This is a genomic window from Tellurirhabdus rosea (assembly GCF_026278345.1).
Taxonomy (GTDB): Bacteria; Bacteroidota; Bacteroidia; order Cytophagales; family Spirosomataceae; genus Tellurirhabdus; species Tellurirhabdus rosea.
Map to the genome: position 1 here is coordinate 2,964,808 of NZ_CP111085.1, position 18,752 is coordinate 2,983,559.

At 57.1% G+C, this 18,752-nt stretch carries 14 protein-coding genes; 11 read left to right on the top strand and 3 right to left on the bottom strand.

Annotated features, from left to right (window positions below; genetic code table 11):
- Positions 1-78 precede the first annotated feature (78 nt).
- The 9 genes from atpD to ORG26_RS12470 all read left to right on the top strand — a co-directional run bounded on the left by atpD (position 79) and on the right by ORG26_RS12470 (position 13,027).
- Positions 79-1,602 carry a F0F1 ATP synthase subunit beta gene (gene atpD, locus ORG26_RS12430; RefSeq protein ID WP_266362184.1) on the top strand — a complete coding sequence of 508 codons (1,524 nt, stop codon included), beginning with the start codon at positions 79-81 and terminating at the stop codon, positions 1,600-1,602.
- Between the two features lie 92 nt (positions 1,603-1,694).
- On the top strand, positions 1,695-1,937 hold the full coding sequence (gene atpC, locus ORG26_RS12435; RefSeq protein WP_266362186.1) for an ATP synthase F1 subunit epsilon: 243 nt from the start codon (positions 1,695-1,697) through the stop codon (positions 1,935-1,937).
- 121 nt (positions 1,938-2,058) lie between these two features.
- Positions 2,059-3,051, top strand: coding sequence for a glycosyltransferase family 2 protein (locus ORG26_RS12440; protein WP_266362188.1), 993 nt, complete (start codon positions 2,059-2,061; stop codon positions 3,049-3,051).
- 6 nt (positions 3,052-3,057) lie between these two features.
- Entirely contained in the window at positions 3,058-3,810 is a 753-nt protein-coding gene (locus tag ORG26_RS12445) for a DUF5672 family protein (RefSeq protein ID WP_266362190.1), read from the top strand.
- A gap of 188 nt (positions 3,811-3,998) precedes the next feature.
- A complete protein-coding gene (prmA, locus tag ORG26_RS12450; protein ID WP_266369403.1) occupies positions 3,999-4,847 on the top strand; it encodes a 50S ribosomal protein L11 methyltransferase in 849 nt (282 codons plus the stop codon).
- 42 nt (positions 4,848-4,889) lie between these two features.
- On the top strand, positions 4,890-9,647 hold the full coding sequence (locus tag ORG26_RS12455) for a hypothetical protein (RefSeq protein WP_266362192.1): 4,758 nt from the start codon (positions 4,890-4,892) through the stop codon (positions 9,645-9,647).
- Positions 9,648-9,941: 294 nt separating this feature from the next.
- Positions 9,942-10,595: a glycerol-3-phosphate 1-O-acyltransferase PlsY gene (gene plsY / locus ORG26_RS12460; RefSeq protein ID WP_266362194.1), complete on the top strand. Its 654-nt coding sequence runs from the start codon at positions 9,942-9,944 to the stop codon at positions 10,593-10,595.
- An 82-nt stretch (positions 10,596-10,677) separates the two neighbouring features.
- Entirely contained in the window at positions 10,678-12,054 is a 1,377-nt protein-coding gene (locus ORG26_RS12465; protein WP_266362196.1) for a dipeptidase, read from the top strand.
- Positions 12,055-12,109: 55 nt separating this feature from the next.
- Positions 12,110-13,027: a DUF1207 domain-containing protein gene (locus ORG26_RS12470; protein WP_266362198.1), complete on the top strand. Its 918-nt coding sequence runs from the start codon at positions 12,110-12,112 to the stop codon at positions 13,025-13,027.
- Positions 13,028-13,104: 77 nt separating this feature from the next.
- Here ORG26_RS12470 and ORG26_RS12475 read toward each other — a convergent pair whose 3' ends face one another.
- From ORG26_RS12475 to ORG26_RS12485, 3 genes are read right to left on the bottom strand one after another with little or no spacing between them, the layout of a single operon-like run.
- A complete protein-coding gene (locus tag ORG26_RS12475) occupies positions 13,105-13,977 on the bottom strand; it encodes an inositol oxygenase family protein (protein ID WP_266362200.1) in 873 nt (290 codons plus the stop codon).
- Between the two features lie 57 nt (positions 13,978-14,034).
- Positions 14,035-15,141: a serine hydrolase domain-containing protein gene (locus ORG26_RS12480; RefSeq protein ID WP_266362202.1), complete on the bottom strand. Its 1,107-nt coding sequence runs from the start codon at positions 15,139-15,141 to the stop codon at positions 14,035-14,037.
- Between the two features lie 9 nt (positions 15,142-15,150).
- Positions 15,151-16,788, bottom strand: a complete 1,638-nt coding sequence (locus tag ORG26_RS12485; protein WP_266362204.1) for a sodium/sugar symporter — start codon at positions 16,786-16,788, stop codon at positions 15,151-15,153.
- Between the two features lie 152 nt (positions 16,789-16,940).
- On the opposite strand from ORG26_RS12485, the gene ORG26_RS12490 reads away from it, so the two are divergent.
- Together ORG26_RS12490 and ORG26_RS12495 are read left to right on the top strand one after the other, a co-directional pair.
- Entirely contained in the window at positions 16,941-17,420 is a 480-nt protein-coding gene (locus tag ORG26_RS12490) for a hypothetical protein (protein ID WP_266362206.1), read from the top strand.
- A 50-nt stretch (positions 17,421-17,470) separates the two neighbouring features.
- Complete coding sequence (locus ORG26_RS12495) at positions 17,471-18,631, top strand: cysteine desulfurase family protein (RefSeq protein ID WP_266362208.1); 1,161 nt, start codon at positions 17,471-17,473, stop codon at positions 18,629-18,631.
- Positions 18,632-18,752 lie beyond the last annotated feature (121 nt).

Genomic DNA, 18,752 nt, shown 5'->3' on the forward strand with positions numbered 1-18,752 from the left:
AACTTGGGTTTAAGCAAATTATACTCTAATTTTGCGGTCGCATTAACTACGCTTATCCAATTTTTCCTACTTCATAGCATGACAACTGCAACAGCAACGAATACGGGCAAGGTTACGCAGGTAATCGGTCCGGTTGTTGACGTGAGCTTCGAGGGTGAAGGGTCGCGGCTGCCGGCGATTCTCGACGCTCTGGAAGTCACCAAAGCCAACGGCCAGAAAGTAATCCTCGAATGTCAGCAGCACCTCGGCGAAGACCGCGTCCGGACCATTGCCATGGATTCGACGGAAGGTCTGGAGCGGGGAAGCACCGTCGTTCACCTTGGTACGCAAATTACGATGCCGACCGGCGACGGAATCCGCGGCCGTCTTTTTAATGTCGTTGGTCAAGCCATCGATGGAATTCCCCAGCCCAAGAGCGAAGGCGGCATGTCCATTCACCGCGCGGCCCCGAAGTTCGAAGACCTCGCCACGTCGACGGAGGTTCTGTTCACGGGGATCAAAGTGATTGACCTGCTGGAGCCCTACGCGAAAGGCGGTAAAATCGGTCTGTTCGGTGGTGCCGGTGTAGGAAAGACGGTTTTGATTCAGGAACTGATCAACAATATCGCCAAAGCATACGCAGGTCTGTCGGTGTTCGCCGGTGTCGGCGAGCGTACCCGCGAAGGAAATGACCTGCTGCGCGAAATGATTGAAGCCGGTATCATCAAGTACGGGGACAACTTCAAGCATTCGATGGAAGAAGGCGGCTGGGACCTTTCGCAGGTAGACGCCGAGACGCTGAAAGAAAGCCAGGCCACCTTTATCTTCGGCCAGATGAACGAGCCTCCCGGCGCCCGTGCCCGGGTTGCCCTGTCGGGTCTGACGATCGCCGAGCACTTCCGTGACGGCGACGGTACGGGCCAGGGCCGCGACATCCTGTTCTTTATCGACAACATCTTCCGCTTTACGCAGGCAGGTTCGGAAGTATCCGCTCTGCTGGGCCGGATGCCGTCGGCCGTAGGATACCAGCCCACGCTGGCAACCGAGATGGGTGCCATGCAGGAGCGTATCACCTCGACCAAGCGCGGTTCGATCACCTCGGTACAGGCCGTTTACGTACCTGCCGATGACTTGACCGACCCCGCTCCGGCGACGACCTTTGCTCACCTTGACGCCACGACCGTATTGAGCCGGAAAATCGCCGAGCTGGGTATCTACCCGGCCGTGGACCCGCTGGACTCAACTTCCCGGATTCTGACCGCCGAAATCCTCGGCGATGCGCACTACAACACGGCGCAGCGCGTGAAGGAGATCCTGCAGCGGTACAAAGAACTTCAGGACATCATCGCCATCCTCGGGATGGAAGAACTGTCGGAAGAAGACAAGCAGGTTGTACACCGGGCCCGCCGCGTACAGCGCTTCCTGTCGCAGCCGTTCCACGTAGCCGAGCAGTTTACGGGTCTGAAAGGCGTACTGGTTCCGATTGAAGACACCATCAAGGGCTTCAACGAAATCATCGACGGCAAGTGGGACCACCTGCCCGAGTCAGCCTTCAACCTCGTCGGTACGATTGAAGATGCCGCTGCCAAAGGCGAGCGTCTGATGAAAGAATCCGCAAAATAAGCAGGTATGAGGGATAAGGTATGAAGTAGGAGGTGGCACTGCTGCCCGTAACCTCATCCTTTATACCTCATACCTCATACCTTTTTAAAACCATGCAACTCGAAATCATCACGCCCGATCGCAAGGTGTTTACCGGAGAAGCTTCTTCAGTGACGTTTCCCGGCAGCGAAGGGCAGTTTCAGGTGTTGAATAGCCACGCCCCGATGGTCAGCACGCTGGCTCGCGGCCCGGTTACGGTGGTGACGGCCACCGGAACGCAAAGCTTCACCGTCGATGGCGGCGTTGTGGAAGTGCTGAACAATAAAGTACTCGTACTGGCAGAGGCCGTTCTGTAACCGAACTATCTATTGGTATAATGCAAAAACAGGCTATACAGTCTGTTTTTGTTGTTTTTCATCGATCTGTTTGAAGATTACCATTTATTTGCAGTTCGGTGACAAAATAAATTCAGAATCTATGACTCGATTGTCCATTTCGGTGGCAATGTGTACGTACAACGGCGAACGCTATCTGCAGGAACAGTTGGACAGCATTGCCGCGCAGGACCATTTGCCGGACGAACTGGTCGTTGTGGACGATGTTTCAAAAGACAATACCACAACGATTCTCCGGCAGTTTGCCGAACGAGTGCCTTTCCCGGTGCGAATCCTGATCAACGAGTCGAACCTGGGCTCAACAAAAAATTTCGAAAAAGCGGCCGTCCACTGCACGGGCGATATTCTTGTGTTTGCCGACCAGGACGACGCATGGCGCCGGGACCGCCTCTCCGCAACGCAGCAGTTCTTCCTCGATAATCCCGATAAAGACGGGTTTTTCTCGAACGCTACCCTCATCGACGGCCAGTCGAACCCAGTCGGCCGGACGATCTTCGACGAAATCCAGTTCACGCCCGAGCAGCAGGCCCGCTGGCGCTCCGGAAAGGCTTACGACATTTTGTATTACGGCTATGTAGTGACGGGCGCGACGATGGCTATCCGCCGCTCCGTGCTGGAACGGGTGCTGCCCTTTCCGACGCATATCAAATACCTGATTCACGACGGCTGGATTTCGCTGATTCTGGCGCTGGAAGACAAAATCGACTTCACGAACGAGCAGCTGATCAGCTACCGGCAGCACGAACACCAGCAGGTCGGCTTCAAAGCGCCCCGCAAGAAGGTGACGCTGGTGGACCGGCTAATGCGCGGCCGCGAAGAAAAGCTGCACTTTATCCAGCTGGAGTACGACCGCTTCAAACAACTGTACGAACTGCTCGACAGCCGTCCGGATACGCCGAAGGAAAAGCTGCAGCTGCTGGCGCAGAAGCGCGATCATCTTTGGTTCCGGGCTAATCTGTCGCCCTTCCACCACCGCCGGATTCTGCCCGTCCTGCGCGAATACAGCTCGGGAAATTACCGGCGTTTCAACGGCTACTGGCTGCATACGGTACTCGGGGATTTGCTGGAAAACTAAAACGCTATGAATTCCACCGCCGTTGTCGTTCCGGTTTATACCCTGTCTCTGACGCCCTTTGAGCAGGTTTCGCTCCAGCAGTGCGTGCGGGTGTTTGCCAACCGGCCTGTGTATCTGGTCAAACCGGAGCATCTGGACGTTTCGCCGCTGCTCAGGCAGTTTCCGAATCTGCGCGTCAAATCCTTTCCGAACGAATACTTTACGGGCATCAGCGGCTACAACCGGCTCCTCTGCTCCGAATTTTTCTACGAAGCTTTTGCCGAACACGAATGGATGCTGATCTGTCAGACCGATGCCTTCGTGTTCCGCGACGACCTTGACCAGTGGACGGCCAGAGGGTACGATTACGTCGGTGCGCCCCAATTCGGCGATATTGGCCCCCGCATCACCGGCGACCGGACGCTGCGCGAAAAGCTGTCGCCCTACCTGCAATGGCCGATTCTGAACGGCGGCCTGTCGCTCCGGCGGCTCTCGGCCTGCATCCGGCTTCTGAAGGCTTACCACCGCTTCCGGAAGGACTGGCCCGGCAACGAAGACCACTTTTTCTCACTGCATTTCCCGCGTCTGATTCCGTTCCGGGGCCTGATGAATCTGCCGCGGCCCAAAGAAGCGCTGGCCTTTGCGATGGAGATGGAACCCGCCCGCAGCGTAGAAATCAACGGCGGCCAACTGCCCATGGGCGTACACGCCTGGTTCAAATACGATCTACCCTTCTGGAAGCCGTATATCGCTGGGTTGGGGTTTAACGTTGAAGGTTGAACGTTTAAGGTTTAAAGTTGAAAGTTTAAGGTCTAAGGTTTAACGCGGCCATGCTGAGGTTGCTCCACTAACCGGTACGGGGTGAAACAGAGCCATCATGCAGCGAATCGCGTTCAACCTTCAACCTTTAACCTTCAAACCATTTTCCAGGCAGGCACTCCGCTTGCCCTTTTTTGTTTTATTTGATGATGAATTATACGGAAGTACAAGTAACTGTCGCGCCTGACTATGCCGACATTCTCACCGCCGAGCTGGCTGAGCTGGGTTTTGACTCGTTTGTCGAAACCGACGAGGGCTTGACCGCCTACATCCCCGAAGCTGATTTCCAGTCGGATGCGCTGCAGGAAGTCATCGACAAATACGCCGGTCAGACGGCAATAGCCTATAAGGTCGCTTCGTTAGAAAAAAGGAACTGGAACGAAGAATGGGAGCGGAGCTACCAGCCGATTGAGGTCACTGGCACCTCCCGAACCGCCCGCGTCCGGGCCTCTTTCCACGAGCCGGACCCACGGTTTGACTACGATATCGTCATCAACCCAAAAATGTCGTTCGGCACCGGGCACCACGAGACCACGGCCATGATGCTCGAACACCAGCTTGGGCTGGAGACGGCCGGAAAAGCGGTCCTCGATGTCGGCTCAGGAACGGGCATTCTGGCGATTCTGTCGGCCCTGCAGGGCGCCCGTCGGCTGGTGGCGTTCGATGTGGAGGACTGGGCCGTCGAAAATGCCCGCGAAAACGCCGGGCTGAACGGCTGTCCGCAAATCGAAGTGTTTCAGGGAATGATCGACGCGGTCAGCCCGGAAGAGCGGTTCGACATTGTGCTGGCCAACATCAACCGGAACGTGCTGCTGCAGGATATTCCGGCCTACGTGCAACGGATGGCCCCCGACGCGGTTCTGTTGGTCAGCGGCTTTTACGAATTCGACGCCCCGGATATTGAGCAGAAAGCCAGTGAGTCGGGTCTGAGGCCGCAATCCCGTCTGACCAGAAACAATTGGGCGTCGATCTTATTTGTTAAAGACAACCCGCAGTAAACCAGCCGTTCGGCTCCGGTTTGGCGGCAAAGCAAGCAACTGATGAAACGTATTTACGCATTCATTCTCCTTGGCTGGCTGGCCATTCCGGCCGTTTGGGCGCAGCAGGTGAAGCTGTCGGAAAACCCCGATCAGTTCATCACGGATACGCAGAAGCTAATGAACGGCGGTGGCCCGGCAGCCCAGCGGGCTCAGAAAAATCTGGAAGGGCTCTGGACCGCCAACTCGCTTTCAACCGGCCAGAAAGAACGAATCGTCAGCGTCAGCCGGCGAATGAATACGAAGCGTTTTCCGGTGGCTTCCCACTTTGCGCCTTTCTACGAATCGGTCTATCATTTGCTGGTTACCCAGCAGAGCAGCCCGGCAGATGTGGATAACTACCTGTCAATTGTGGATAAGTCTGTGGATAACTTAGCCGCCAAGGATTTATCGAAGCTATTTGAGACGGTCCGGCTGTTCGGCGAGAAGCGGCAGCTGTACGCCAACAACTACAATAAACTGCTGGTCAACGGCGGCTCCTTCACGTTCAAAATGGCCGGTGAAGCCGCTGCCGCTCCGACCGATACAGCGGGCAAAAAAGGGGCCGCCCCGCCGAAAGCCGACGCCAGTCGTTTCGACGGCTGGGACACGCCGCTGGATTCGGTCAACAAAACGCCGCTGGTGGCCGTCGTCAACCGGCGGCCCATTCCGGCCCTGGCCGGACCCGTGATGGAGCTAAAAGGCGCCGATCTGGTCATGGTGACGGCGGGCGATTCGGTGGTCATTCAGAAAACGGACGGAGCCCTTGGCCTGAAAGACGGTCTGTTTGTCGGAAAAGGCGGAACGTTTACCTGGGAGATGGCCGGTCAGCCGGAAACCTCCGTCACGCTGGCCGACTATTCGTTTCTGAGCAGCAGCCCGCGTCTGGTGGCGGATGATGTCACGCTGAACTATAAATTGCTGGCGAAGCCGGTTAAAGGCACTTTTGAATACGTTTATCGCAAACGGGCGAAAGGCGCCGCATCGGAATTTCCCCGGTTCATGTCGTGGCAGAACGACGCCGTGCTGACCAATCTCAGCAAAGACCTCGATTACAAAGGGGGCGTGGCCCTGGCCGGTCCCCGGTTCTACAGCTCGTCGGTAAGCAAGCAGCCTGCTGTGCTGACCGTAAAAAAGGCGGGCAAACCGGCGTTCAAGGCCATCAGCCCGCGCTTTGAGTTTTCGGCGGATTCGGTTATTTCCAGCCCGCTGGCCGAGTTTGTGGGGTACATCGACGCCGCCGATTCGTTGCACCATCCGGGCGTTCAGTTCCACTACGACCGGCCGGCCGGCGTAGCGAAGCTGTACCGCGCCGACCGGACCCGGTACGCCAACGCGCCGTATGCCGACACTTACCACAGATTCTATGTGCAGCCGGAAGCCCTGCGCTGGGACCTGGCCCGCAACAAAGTGGATTTCTACATCATCGGAGCCAAAAAGGAAGTGCCCCTGCGGCTCGAATCGTTCGACTATTACCAGCCACAACTGTATACGGGCATGACCGTCGATTACGGTTTCCACCCGTTGCAGGTCGCCGCCAGCTACATTTCGAAAAACAAAACGCAGACCTTCATGGCGGAGGATCTGGCGAAAATGGCCCGCATCAGCCCCGACGTTATGCGCGACATTATGGGCCGCATGATTACCGACGGCTATGTTCTCATGGACCCGAAGACGGAAATGATGCGGCTGAGCCGGAAAGGCGTCCTGTACGTACTGGCGAACGCCGGAAAGCAGGACTACGACAACTTCCGCATCGATTCGCGCTATCCTTCCAACGACAGCTTGACCAACGCCACGATGAACCTTACGGACAAATTTCTGCTGGTCCGGGGCGTCGAGCGGTTTACCATCAGTGATTCGCTAAAGATTTTTGCCGTCCCGTCCGACAAAACCCTGCGCATCGGGAAAAACCGGGCGTTTGTGCTGAACGGACAACTGAAATCCGGCAACATGCGCTACACGGGCCGCGACCTGGGTTTCAACTACGAGCAGTTCTCGATGAATCTGAGCAAGATCGACTCCATCACGTTCACGCCGAAAGGCAAGAATCAGGAAATCGGCGGCGATATTCAGTACGAAAAGCCCGGGACGGTGTTTCTGGCCGATAAAGGAAATAAGTCCGGGAAACAGAAGGACAAGAAAACCACCCAGCGGCTCGTCATGCCCGAAGGAATGACGGTTTACTTCAACCAGCCGTACCGGGGAAATCTGCTTTACAACAAGAAAGTGTACTTCAAAGTCCCGGCCGTGGACAACGACACGCTGGGCAACGGCGACATTGCCTTCGACGGGACGTTCCATTCCGACGGAATTTTCCCGCCCATCAAAACTACGCTGAAGACCATGCCCGACAACTCGCTGGGCTTCGTCTACAAAGCGCCCGCGGCGGGCCTGCCCCTCTACGGCGGCAAGGGCAACGTGCGGTTCAAAGGCGATCTGATCATGGACCGCAAGGGGCTCCGGGCCGAGGGCGTCATTATCAACCACCTCGCGGCTTCCATTCCGGCGACCAGCGTCCTGTTCATGACCGATTCGCTCGTGGCGACCGGAACGGACGGACGCATCAAGGAAGGCGTGGTCGGAAAAGCGTACTTCCCGGAGGTGGACCTGAACAACTACACGATGAAGTGGCTGCCGGGTGCCGACAGCATGAAGATTTCCACCAAAGCGGACCACTTCAGCTTCTACGGCGGCTCCACCAATCTGAAAGGCGACCTGACGATGCGCTCAACCGGGCTTTTCGGTCGTGGCCTGGTCAAGCGCCCGGATTCGGAGACCTCTTCCGAAAACATCAAGTTCAACAAAGAAGGCTTCCTGGCTGACAAAGCCCAGTTCCGGGTGATGGCGGGCGAAAACCAGAAGCCGATGCTGCTCGGGACGCGCGTGGATGTGGACTTCAATCAGGTGAAATCGCTGGTGTCCATTTCCACCGACAAAACGGCCATGGCCATCGACGATACGCTCGGTTCGAGCCTGGAATTCCCCTCGGCCGCTTACCGGACCTCGATCAACAAGGCGCAGTGGGACATCAAGGCGAAGACCATTGCCATGAAAGGCGATGTGAAAACGTCGACGTTTACCGCTACGGCCGATGAGCAGGAGGGGCTGTCGTTCAATGCCGGGGCCGCCCTGTACGAAGTGGAAAAAGCCACGCTCAACATCAGCGGGGTGCCGTACATCACCTCGGCCGATGCCCGCATCTATCCCGAAAAAGGACTGGTATCGATCAAGCGCAACGGGCAGATGCAGCCGCTTAAGGGCGCCCGGCTGGAACTGGATACGGTCAGCCTTTTCCATAAACTGAAAAACGGCAACATTCAGGTGCTGTCGCGGACGCGCTTCTCGGGCGACGCCACCTACATGTTCCCCACGAGCAAGGGCGATACGGCGGCCATCAAAATGGGCAGCTTTGAACTGAAGGAGGTTGCCAATCCGAACGCCAACGCCGTTGCCTCGCGGAACAACCGCCGCGCCGGACGGGCCCAGCCCGCCATGACGTACTATACCGTGGCCACCGCCGATGTGGACGAACGGGATAACCTGATGCTCGCGCCGCGCATCCAGTACCGCGGAACCATTACCATGCTGGCCCCCGAAAAAGACCTGAAGCTGGACGGGGCGATCAAAATGGCCCTGAAAAAACGGCCGAACCTGGTGAGTGACTGGTTGCCGCTGAAGGATAAAATCGGCGAGACGTTTACCGTCAAAGTGGACCAGAACCTCAAAAACGACGGCAACCTGCCGCTGATGGCGGGTCTGCATTTCCGGGGCGGCGGCAGTACGGGCGTTTACCCGACCTTCCTTTCGGTGAAGGAAAACGACAAGGACGAAGACCTGATTCGGGCGATGGGCGTTATGGCCTACGACGAAAAAGACAAAGTCTACCGCATCGTGACCCGCGGACCCGACGGACTGGACGATGTCGAAGGCGCTTTTACTTTTGACGATCCGAAAGGCGTCATGACGTTCCAGGGTAAACTGGGCCTGATGAATGCCCGGCTGGGCGAAGGCCAGGGCAGCTTTGTGCTGGCCTCCGGCTCCGGACGCGCGCAGATCGACAGCAACACGGTCCGGCTGAACACGCTGGCGGCCTTTGCCTTCCCGCTGCCGACGCCCATCAACGCGGCGGTGGCCGAGAAGGTCGTCAAGGTGAATCTTGAAGAGAAAAACGACGAAGCGGCCGAAGACGATCTGCTCCGGCTGAATAGCAAGCTGACGGCCCTGTTCGGCAAAAAAGTGGCCGACGCTTACCAGACCAAAGCCCAGAACCAGCACGTGTCGCTGACCCAGGCGGACCCGAAGCTGATCGCCTCGCTCGTGCTGTCGAACCTGAACCTGCGCTGGGCCGACAAGCAGAATGCCTTCTACAGCGTGGGCACAATCGGCGTATCGAACATCGAAAATACCGACATCAACGCCCAGATGGAGGGCTTTGTGGAAATCCGCAAGAGCGACGGCGGCGACGAAGCTACGATTTACCTCGAAGGTTCGCCCGACGACTGGTTCTACTGGGATTACAAACCCGGCCAGCTGGCGCTCGTGACCTCGGACGCGGAGCTGAACGACAAAATCGCCGCGTTCAGCCGGACCGAAAAAACCAAAATCCCCGTCACGACGGCCGACATGGCCGAAAAGCAGCAGTTCGTCGACCGCTTCCTGGACACCTACAAAACCCGCCCGAAGGTCAAGCCGCAGCCGAAAACCGTGGTTAAAGGCGCGGCTCCGGCGAAGAAAGAAGAGAAGAAGAAAGACAAGGAGGATACACGGGAGGGCTTCTAAGCCGAATTTAGGAGCACCGACCGGTTCGTCGGAACGGATAAGCGCGGGAGAGCAGCGTTGAGCAGGGAAGTTCCCGCTCGATTCTGCTCTTTTGCGTTAAATTCTGGTCTGCAACTCTTTATAATAATTGCACATTTGTCAGAATCGATACGTCCTTTCCGCGAAGATGTATTAGACTTCAGTATTCCGGTTATTTTTGTTGTCACCACCCGCTGACTGTATAAGTTTCAATTACGTGCAATCAATCTTACCGGTTTCTTTGTTAGTCTAGTTAGGAAGTATTGTAATTCTTTCATGAACGTATTGATCATTTGTCTGACGACGGTAGTGGCGTATTTACTAGGTTCTATTCCCACCGCAGTTTGGTACGGAGAAGCGTTTTTCGGGATTGACATCCGCGAGCACGGCAGTGGAAACGCGGGCGCGACCAACACGTTTCGGGTTTTAGGCAAGCGGGCCGGCACCATCGTGATGCTGATCGATGTTCTGAAAGGCTATACGGCCACCATCTTATCCACAATTTTACTTTTCCTCGATGTTATTCCCGAATCCGAATGGCTGATGTTCAAACTGGTGTTTGGACTGGTGGCCGTGGTCGGGCACGTATTTCCCTTTTTTGCACGATTCAAAGGTGGCAAGGGCGTTGCCTCGCTGCTGGGGATGGTGCTGGCTACGCACCCTGAGGTGGCGGCCGTCTGCATCGGTATCTTTCTGGTCGTGCTGATTTCCTCGCAATACGTTTCCCTCGGTTCCATGCTGGCCGCGCTGGCCTTTCCGGTGCTGCTGCTGCTGAATGTCTTCGGACAGAAGGAAAGCCCGCTGCTGATCGGCTTCGGTTTCGTCGTCTTTCTGATTGTCGTCATTACCCACAAAAAGAACATCGGCCGGATTCTGCGCGGCAAGGAAAACCGAACCATTCTGATCAAACCCAAAAAAGAAGACAAGTAATAAGTTTAGATCCGGATATAAAGTCAACGCCCGTAGGTTCGAGCAAATCTGCTTAACTTACGGGCGAATTTTTTTAAAGCCTATGAACACCTATCTGGAAGCGAATAAAGAGCGTTTTCTGAACGAACTGCTTGACCTGCTGCGGATTCCGTCCGTAAGCGCCGATCCGAAATTTGCCGGGGATGTGCGCCGCTGCGCCGAAGCGGTCCGGGAGAAACTGACGGCCGCCGGTCTGGACCGGGCCGAACTCTGCGAAACGGCCGGTCACCCGATCGTTTACGGCGAAAAAATCATCGACCCGAATCTGCCGACGGTGCTGGTCTACGGCCATTACGATGTGCAGCCCGCCGACCCGTACGAACTCTGGAATACACCGCCCTTTGAGCCGACCATCCGCAACGAGCGCATCTACGCCCGGGGTGCCTGCGACGACAAAGGCCAGTTTTATATGCACGTCAAGGCCATTGAAGCCATGCTGGCGACCGACGGACTGCCCTGCAACGTCAAAGTGATGATCGAAGGCGAAGAGGAAGTCGGTTCGGACCATCTCGGCACGTTTGTGGCCGAAAACCGGGAAAAGCTGGCGGCCGACGTCATTCTGATCTCCGACACGAGCATCATCGCCAACGACTGTCCGTCCATCGAAACGGGCCTGCGCGGCCTGTCGTACGTAGAGGTGGAAGTGACCGGCCCGAACCGCGATCTGCACTCGGGCGTGTACGGCGGCGGCGTCGAAAACCCCGTCAACGTGCTGTGCCGGATGATTGCCTCGCTGCACGACGAAAGTGGCCGCATCACGATTCCGGGCTTTTACGACAACATCATTGAACTGAGTGCCGACGAGCGCGCCGAACTCGCCAAAGCGCCGTTCGACGAGCAGGAATACATGCGCGACCTCGGCCTGAAAGCCGTCAAGGGCGAAGCGGGCTACACCACGCCCGAGCGCACCTCCATCCGTCCGACGCTCGACGTAAACGGCATCTGGGGCGGGTACACGGGCGAAGGGGCCAAAACGGTACTGCCCTCGAAGGCCCACGCCAAGATTTCCATGCGTCTGGTGCCGGGCCAGGACCCCGACCAGATTACGGACCTGTTTGCCAGACACTTCACGAGCATTGCCCCCGACACGGTGACGGTGCAGGTTCGGCCGCACCACGGCGGACAGCCGTACGTTACGCCGACGGATTCGGTGGAGTTTGAAGCGGCCCGGCGCGCCTTCCGCGAAGCCTGGGGTAAAGAAGCGATTCCGACCCGCGGCGGCGGCAGCATTCCCATCGTGGCGCTGTTTGAAAAAGAACTGGGCATCAAGTCAATCCTGATGGGCTTTGGCCTCGACATCGACGCCCTGCACTCGCCCAACGAAAGCTACGGGCTGTTCAATTTTTACAAAGGCATTGAAACCATTCCGTTTTTCTACAAGCATTACGCTCTTTTGAAGAAAGAAGAAGTAACCGCTTGATGGAAATTGCGTCTTAACACCTCCGGACACCTTTCGGAGGTGTTATTTTTTTACGATGAAACAAGTCCTTTTACTTTTTGTAAGCCTTCTTTCGGTGACCGTGGCGGCTCAGGATACGGATGCCGCCCGGGCGGAGGCCGACAGCATCCTCAGTCTGGTCCAGGGCATGATGAACGAGCCGGACGCGCCGCGCCGCGAGTTTCTGCCGCAGGGGCATCTTTTCGAGCCGATTGTGCTGGACCCGCTGGAGGCGCAGACCTACGTCAGCCTGCTGCCTTCCTACACCATCAACGGTGACCGCTACGAAGGGTCTATGGTTCCGTTTGCCTTTGGCCTCCGCAAGCCGTTCTGGCGCTGGAATCGCGAAGGCTGGTCGAGCGAATTTGCCATCGACGTAGCTTCCTTCACGCAGTTTGAAATTTACAGCGACCCGACTACCCGTCGGCAGCGGCGGCAACTGGTCAATACGGACTACCGGGTTGGGTTCTGGTACAATCTGAAAGTGCGGGAACATGCCTGGCGCTTCCGGGTCTATCACCTGTCTTCGCATCTGGGCGACGATTACACCATTCGTAACGGCATCAGTTATTACCTGCCCAATGCGGTCAATTACGAGCAGGTGGACCTGACCTACAGTCACCAGCGGAACGGCTTTCGGAAGTATGTCGGGCTGGGAGTTGTGCTTCGGAAGCCGACCGAGCGGAAGCGGCTGGCCGGTCAGGCGGGTGTTTATTTCCGGAATCTGCGGAATGCAGCCTCAAAAGCCCGTTTTGTGGCCGGGGCGGATGTGAAGGTGTGGGAGCAGACCGCCTTTAAACCCGGCCTGCATGCGGGCTTTGGCCTCGAACTGGGTACGCCCAGCCGCCACGTGACGTTCCTGATTGAAGGGTACAACGGCTTCCGGCCGTACAGCCTGTACGAAGGCCAGCACGTGAGCTGGGCAGGCGTGGGGTTTTACTTTAGTCCGATATAAGGGTCTCAACCACAGAGTACACAGAGGTTCACTACAAAAAATCTTTGTGTAACTCTGTGTACTCTGTGGTTGAAAACTTACAATTTGATCGTGCTCGGCAGATACTTTGCAATCAGATCCTCGTAGTACGGCTTCAGTTCGCTCACGACGGGCGGCTTCGGGCTTTTCGAGTACAGATCGTACGGGTTGAAGCGCTTCACCCACTTGAACATCTCGCGGTCGTGGTCGTCCATGAGGTAGTCGTAGGCATTCTCGCGGTGCTGGGCGTAGAACGAGTGGTAACGCATCATGTACAGCGCTGGTTCGGGCATATACGGCTTCATCATCTGGTACAGATACTCGTCGTGGCCCCACGACATATGTACGTTCCGCAGGCCGCAGTTCGGTTCGTAAACGCCGTACTGGGTGTTGAAGCGCTCGTCTTTCGAGTCGGGATTCAGTTCGAAATACTCGGGGTAGACGATTCTGTCCGAATGGGCGCAGCCAACCGGGAAGGTATCGCCCACGACGGCCCACTGGGGTTCACCGAACAGACAGAGCACCTTGCCCATGTCGTGCAGAAAGCCCGTCAGCACAAACCAGTCGGGATGGCCGTCCGCGCGGATGGCTTCCGAGGTTTGCAGCAGGTGCTGAAGCTGGTCGAGGTCCGTGTCCGGGTCCGAATCGTCGATGAGGGTATTGAGGAATTCGGCCACGCCCCAGACGGTCATTTCCTTCTTGTCAAATTTGAGGAACTCCGCTTCTTTCTGCCGCACGAAGTCATACGTCTGGTACTGGTGATTGAGCCGGTAAAATTCCCGAACGGTGTCCCGGGCCGGGTCATCGTAGTTGCGGTAATCTTCTTTGGCTTTATGCTCCGGTTCGGGATAGCGGAGGAGCAGGTCGTCTTCCCACTGCTCAAGACTTTCGAGCGGATTTTGCTCGGAAACCGTCGGGTTATTGGCTTGCATAGCTAACAGGCGTTCAGGATTTTGCGTAAAAATACTAAAAAATCAATGTGGTGACTATCACCGGGTCAGATCGTGCATGGCCCAGACGTCGATGCGGGGCGGATTGTCCGAAATGGCCGTGATAATATCCAGAACCTCCGCAAAGGGGTTCGTGTTATTGGCCAGATTGGAAAACAGCACAATCGCGAGTTTCTGCCCCGGTACGCGGACCACAAACGTGCTGAATCCGCTGGTGCTGCCCGAGTGAAAATACTCCATATCCGCATCCTCGGGCCGGTACTGGAACCAGCCGCAGCCGTAGAAAGCGTTGGTGCCGTCGCCGAGGGGCTGGCTGATCCGGCTCAGGGCCGCCGGCAGATTGACCAGCCGGTTCTGGTCGAGGGCTTCCAGCCACTTCTGGTAATCTTTGATCGAGGTGTAGATGCAGCCATCGCCTTTGGTGGCGCTCGTTACGCTCTGGTCCGCCGCCTGAATGGCCCCGGATTCGTCTTCGGCATAGCCCATCGCCCGGTTCGGAATGATGAGCTGCGGTTCGTACAGCCGGGTGGCCGTCATCCCCAGCGGATCGAAGATGTTTTGCTTCAGGAAAGTCGAAAACGGCTGTTTTGCCGTTTTTTCCACAATCTGTTCGAGCAGGCAATAGCCCGTATTGCTGTAGCGGAAGTCCGTTCCCGGTTCAAAATAAGTGCTGTCGCGCTGACCGACCAGCGCCAGTACCTCGGCATCGGAGACGGGCACCACGCGGTCGGGCGCCAGCAGCGTTTCGTAATCGACCAGCCCGGAGGTATGCGTGAGCAGGTGCCGGACGGTGATCTTTTTGCCAAGAACCGGGTTGAACGCCGGAAAGAACTGGAGCAGAGGATCATCGACCGACAGCTTTTTCTGCTTGTCCAGCAGCAGAATGCACATGGCCGTAAACTGCTTGGTGACGGACGCCAGGCGGAAGGTCGTTTCGGGCGTCACGGCTTTTCCGTTGGTCAGGTCAGCCAGGCCGAAGCCTTTTTGATAAACCGTCTTCCCGTTCAGCTGGACATACAGCGCCCCGCCGGGTTTATCGGCCGGAAAGCTGCGGCTCATCAGCGAATCCAGTTCCACCGGCAGCGTCTGAGCGGCAGACGTCAGGACCATACCAAGCAGCAACATCATCAGCAACACGCGTTTCATACCTTAAATCTACCAAAAGACGGTATATAAAACGGCAAGCACGGCCACAATTACGGCCGATCCGGCCACAAAAGATGGCGTGACGCGGAACAACTGCCGGTCCACCACCAGGGCTTTCTGTTTTTGTCGGCTGGCCGAGTCCGTCAGCGTCAGGAAAACCATCAGCAGCACATCCAGACAGAACACCCACATGGTGCGGTGCAGGAACGGAATTTCCCCGGCCTCTACCCCGAAACTGCCCATGAGTTCCGGCCAGAATTTAAGCAGGGTCGAGAACGGAATTGTCAGCAGCGCCACCGCCATCGCCGCGCGGGTAGTCGTTCGTTTCCAGAAAAGTCCCAGCAGAAAAATCGAGAAAACCCCGGGCGTCAGGAAGTTGGTGTATTCCTGAATGTACTGGTACACCTGGTCGAAGGAGCGCAGCATGGGCGCAATGACAATCGCAATGAGGAAGGCCCCGACGACCGCCCATCGTCCCACCCGCACCAGCTTCTGCTCCGAAGCCGCCGGGTTGAAGAATTTTTTGTAAATGTCGAGGGTGAAAATGGTGGAGATACTGTTGCACTTGCCCGCCAGCGAAGCCACGACGGCGGCCGTCAGGGCGGCAAAGGCCAGTCCTTTCATGCCCGTCGGCAGGAGGTTCATCAGGACCGGATAGGCGTTGTCGGGCCGCACGACGCCCGTAGGAGTCATCATGGCCTCGCGGAACGTGCCGTTTTGAAACAGGACGTACGCCGCTATGCCCGGAATGACCACGATCAGCGGAATGAGCAGTTTCAGGAAGGCGGCAAACAGGATGCCGCTGCGGGCCGTTTTCAGATCCGCCCCGAGGGCCCGCTGGACGATGTACTGGTTGCAGCCCCAATAGGCCAGGTTGTTGACCCACATGCCGCCCGTCACCAGCGAAAGCCCCGGCAAGGTGCTGTAATGCGGATGGGAAGGTTCGAAATACATGTGAAAGTGGGAATCCGCCTCGCTTTGCAGGGCCGCCAGTCCGCCGAAAATGCCGTCGGCTCCGACCCGGTCGGCGACCAGTTGCAGGGCCAGGTACGTCACCACCAGCCCGCCGCAGACCAGCACCACCACCTGCACCACGTCGGTATAGCCGATCACTTTCATGCCGCCGAGCGTGATGACGATGGCAAACAGCGCCAGGCCGACGGTGCCCGTAGTAAACGGAATCCCGGTCAGCGACTCGATGGCAATGGCGCCGAGGTACAGAATTGAGGTCAGGTTAACCAGCACGTAAACGACCAGCCAGAACACGGCCATGATCGTCGCGACGGTGTCGTTGTAGCGCTGCGCCAGAAACTGCGGCATGGTATAGATGCCGTTTTTGAGGTAAACCGGAATAAACCAGACGGCCACGATGATGAGCGTGGCCGCGGCAATCCATTCGTAGGAGGAAATCGCGAGGCCCATCGCGAAGCCCGACCCGGCCATGCCGATAAAGTGTTCGGCGGAGATATTGGACGCAATGAGGGAGGCGCCGATGGCCCACCAGGTCAGCGAGCCTTCGGCCAGAAAGAAATCTTTGGTACTCGTCTGGGCAGTTTTACGGCGTTGGTACACCCAGTATCCGTAGCCTGATACCAGGACAAAATAAAGCAGGAACACCGCATAATCGGCGGCGTGTAAATGATTCATGAAAAGAGGGTTTAGGCTTTTGTCCGGGGAAAGTAGCATTTTAGGCGGAAGGCGGCAAGGATTGGCCTAACGAAAATCAGCTTTCCGCTTTTTCTGCATCAGGGTTCAGGCGGCTGGGGAAGGCTATTTTAGGACTTCCAACGAAGACATTGATGAAAACCTTTCCGCACCACCGTCATGCCGCCCGTCCCTTTGCGATCTACCTGCTGGCGGTCTACCTGATTCTGCTGGCCGTGGGTGGCTTTATGGGCGCCTACCATTTCCTGACCGACCCCACGGGCGCTTCAATTGGTTTTTCGCAAAGTTTTGCCAAGATGCTGCCGGTACCCAACTTCATTCTACCCGGTATCTTTCTGCTGCTGGCTTTCGGAATCCTGCCGCTGGTCATTGCCTGGATTGTTCTGCTGGACCCCATCTGGGCCCGGATGAAGCCGCTGGAAGCCCGCACGCACGAGCACTGGGCCTGGAGCGCGGCGATGGCCCTGAGCCTGTTGCTGGTGGGCTGGATGGCGTTTCAACTGCTGCTGACGGGCTTCTACGCTCCCATCCAGGCCGTTACGAGCATCTGGGGACTGGCGATGGTGGGCATTCTGCTGTTGCCGTCGGTAAGGCGGTATTTCCGGACGCGGTAAAAAGTTGGGGGGCGGCGTGCACAGGATGTTCCTGGCACGTATTTTTGGTTATGATTTACCTCGACAACAACGCCACCACCCGCCTCGACCCCCGCGTATTGGAAGCCATGATGCCGTTTCTGACGGACGTCTACGCCAACGCCGCCAGTACGCACCCTTTTGGTGTATCGGCCAGCGAGGCTGTCAAGACGGCTCGTCAGCAGGTAGCCGATTTGCTCGGGTGCGAAACGCACGAAATCATTTTTACGTCGGGGGCTACCGAAGCCATCAATATCGCCCTCAAAGGCGTTGCGGAAAGTTACCAAAGCCGGGGCCGCCACATTGTAACGGTCCAAACCGAACATAAGGCCGTGCTCGACGTTTGCGGCTATCTGGAAACCCGGGGATTCGAGGTTACCTACCTGCCCGTTCAGCCGGACGGCTTGCTGGATTTGGAAGTCGTTAAAGCGGCTATTCGGCCCGATACCATTCTGGTGTGCGTGATGCTGGTGAACAACGAAACCGGCGTCATTCAACCCATCCACGAGATTGCCGAACTGGCCCACGAAGCCGGGGTGTTGTTCATGACCGATGCGACCCAGGCCGTAGGTAAATTACCTGTCAATGTGGACGCGATGGGGCAGGCCGGGGCTTCAGTCGATCTGCTAGCCCTATCCGGACATAAGCTGTACGGCCCCAAAGGCATCGGCGCTTTGTTTGTCCGGCAGCGCCGACCCAACCGCGTCAAGCTGCCCGCTCTGCTCCACGGCGGAGGCCACGAGCGCGGTTTTCGGAGCGGTACGCTCAATGTACCGGGCATCGTCGGCCTCGGCAAAGCCTGCGAGTTGGCCGGGCAGGAAATGCCGGTACAGACGCAGTCAATTGCGGCTCTCCGCGACCGGCTGGAAGCGGCCCTGCTCCAAATTCCCGGCACTCGCGTCAATGGAAACCGGGAACACCGGCTTTATAACACCACCAACATCTACTTCGAACACTGCGACAGCGACGCGATGATTATGGGCCTGGAAGGCATCGCGGTTTCCAACGGTTCCGCCTGTACGGCGGCGTCCATTGACCCGTCGCACGTGCTGCTGGCGCTGGGCCTGAACGAAACCGAAGCCTTTTCGTGCCTGCGGTTCAGCCTGGGGCGGTTTACGACCGAAGCAGATGTGGCGGCAACGGTGAAGGCGGTGAAGGAAGTGGTGGAGGGGTTAAGAGCGCTGGTTGGATGAGTTGGCTACAAAATGGTGATTTTTAGGCGGGTGTGATGCTTAATAAGCTGAGATTCTGACCGGTTGAAAGTTATCAGTTCATCGCATAGCTCTTCGGCAATGGCCGTGTGCAGACAGTCGT

Excerpts from the sequence above, each read along its gene's own strand:
- plsY (WP_266362194.1), top strand. The coding sequence starts at position 9,942 with ATGAACGTATTGATCATTTGTCTGACGACGGTAGTGGCGTATTTACTA.
- prmA (WP_266369403.1), top strand. The coding sequence starts at position 3,999 with ATGAATTATACGGAAGTACAAGTAACTGTCGCGCCTGACTATGCCGAC.
- ORG26_RS12490 (WP_266362206.1), top strand. The coding sequence starts at position 16,941 with ATGAAAACCTTTCCGCACCACCGTCATGCCGCCCGTCCCTTTGCGATC.
- ORG26_RS12495 (WP_266362208.1), top strand. The coding sequence starts at position 17,471 with ATGATTTACCTCGACAACAACGCCACCACCCGCCTCGACCCCCGCGTA.
- atpC (WP_266362186.1), top strand. The coding sequence starts at position 1,695 with ATGCAACTCGAAATCATCACGCCCGATCGCAAGGTGTTTACCGGAGAA.
- ORG26_RS12475 (WP_266362200.1), bottom strand. The coding sequence starts at position 13,977 with ATGCAAGCCAATAACCCGACGGTTTCCGAGCAAAATCCGCTCGAAAGT.
- ORG26_RS12485 (WP_266362204.1), bottom strand. The coding sequence starts at position 16,788 with ATGAATCATTTACACGCCGCCGATTATGCGGTGTTCCTGCTTTATTTT.
- ORG26_RS12440 (WP_266362188.1), top strand. The coding sequence starts at position 2,059 with ATGACTCGATTGTCCATTTCGGTGGCAATGTGTACGTACAACGGCGAA.
- ORG26_RS12480 (WP_266362202.1), bottom strand. The coding sequence starts at position 15,141 with ATGAAACGCGTGTTGCTGATGATGTTGCTGCTTGGTATGGTCCTGACG.
- atpD (WP_266362184.1), top strand. The coding sequence starts at position 79 with ATGACAACTGCAACAGCAACGAATACGGGCAAGGTTACGCAGGTAATC.
- ORG26_RS12465 (WP_266362196.1), top strand. The coding sequence starts at position 10,678 with ATGAACACCTATCTGGAAGCGAATAAAGAGCGTTTTCTGAACGAACTG.
- ORG26_RS12445 (WP_266362190.1), top strand. The coding sequence starts at position 3,058 with ATGAATTCCACCGCCGTTGTCGTTCCGGTTTATACCCTGTCTCTGACG.
- ORG26_RS12470 (WP_266362198.1), top strand. The coding sequence starts at position 12,110 with ATGAAACAAGTCCTTTTACTTTTTGTAAGCCTTCTTTCGGTGACCGTG.
- ORG26_RS12455 (WP_266362192.1), top strand. The coding sequence starts at position 4,890 with ATGAAACGTATTTACGCATTCATTCTCCTTGGCTGGCTGGCCATTCCG.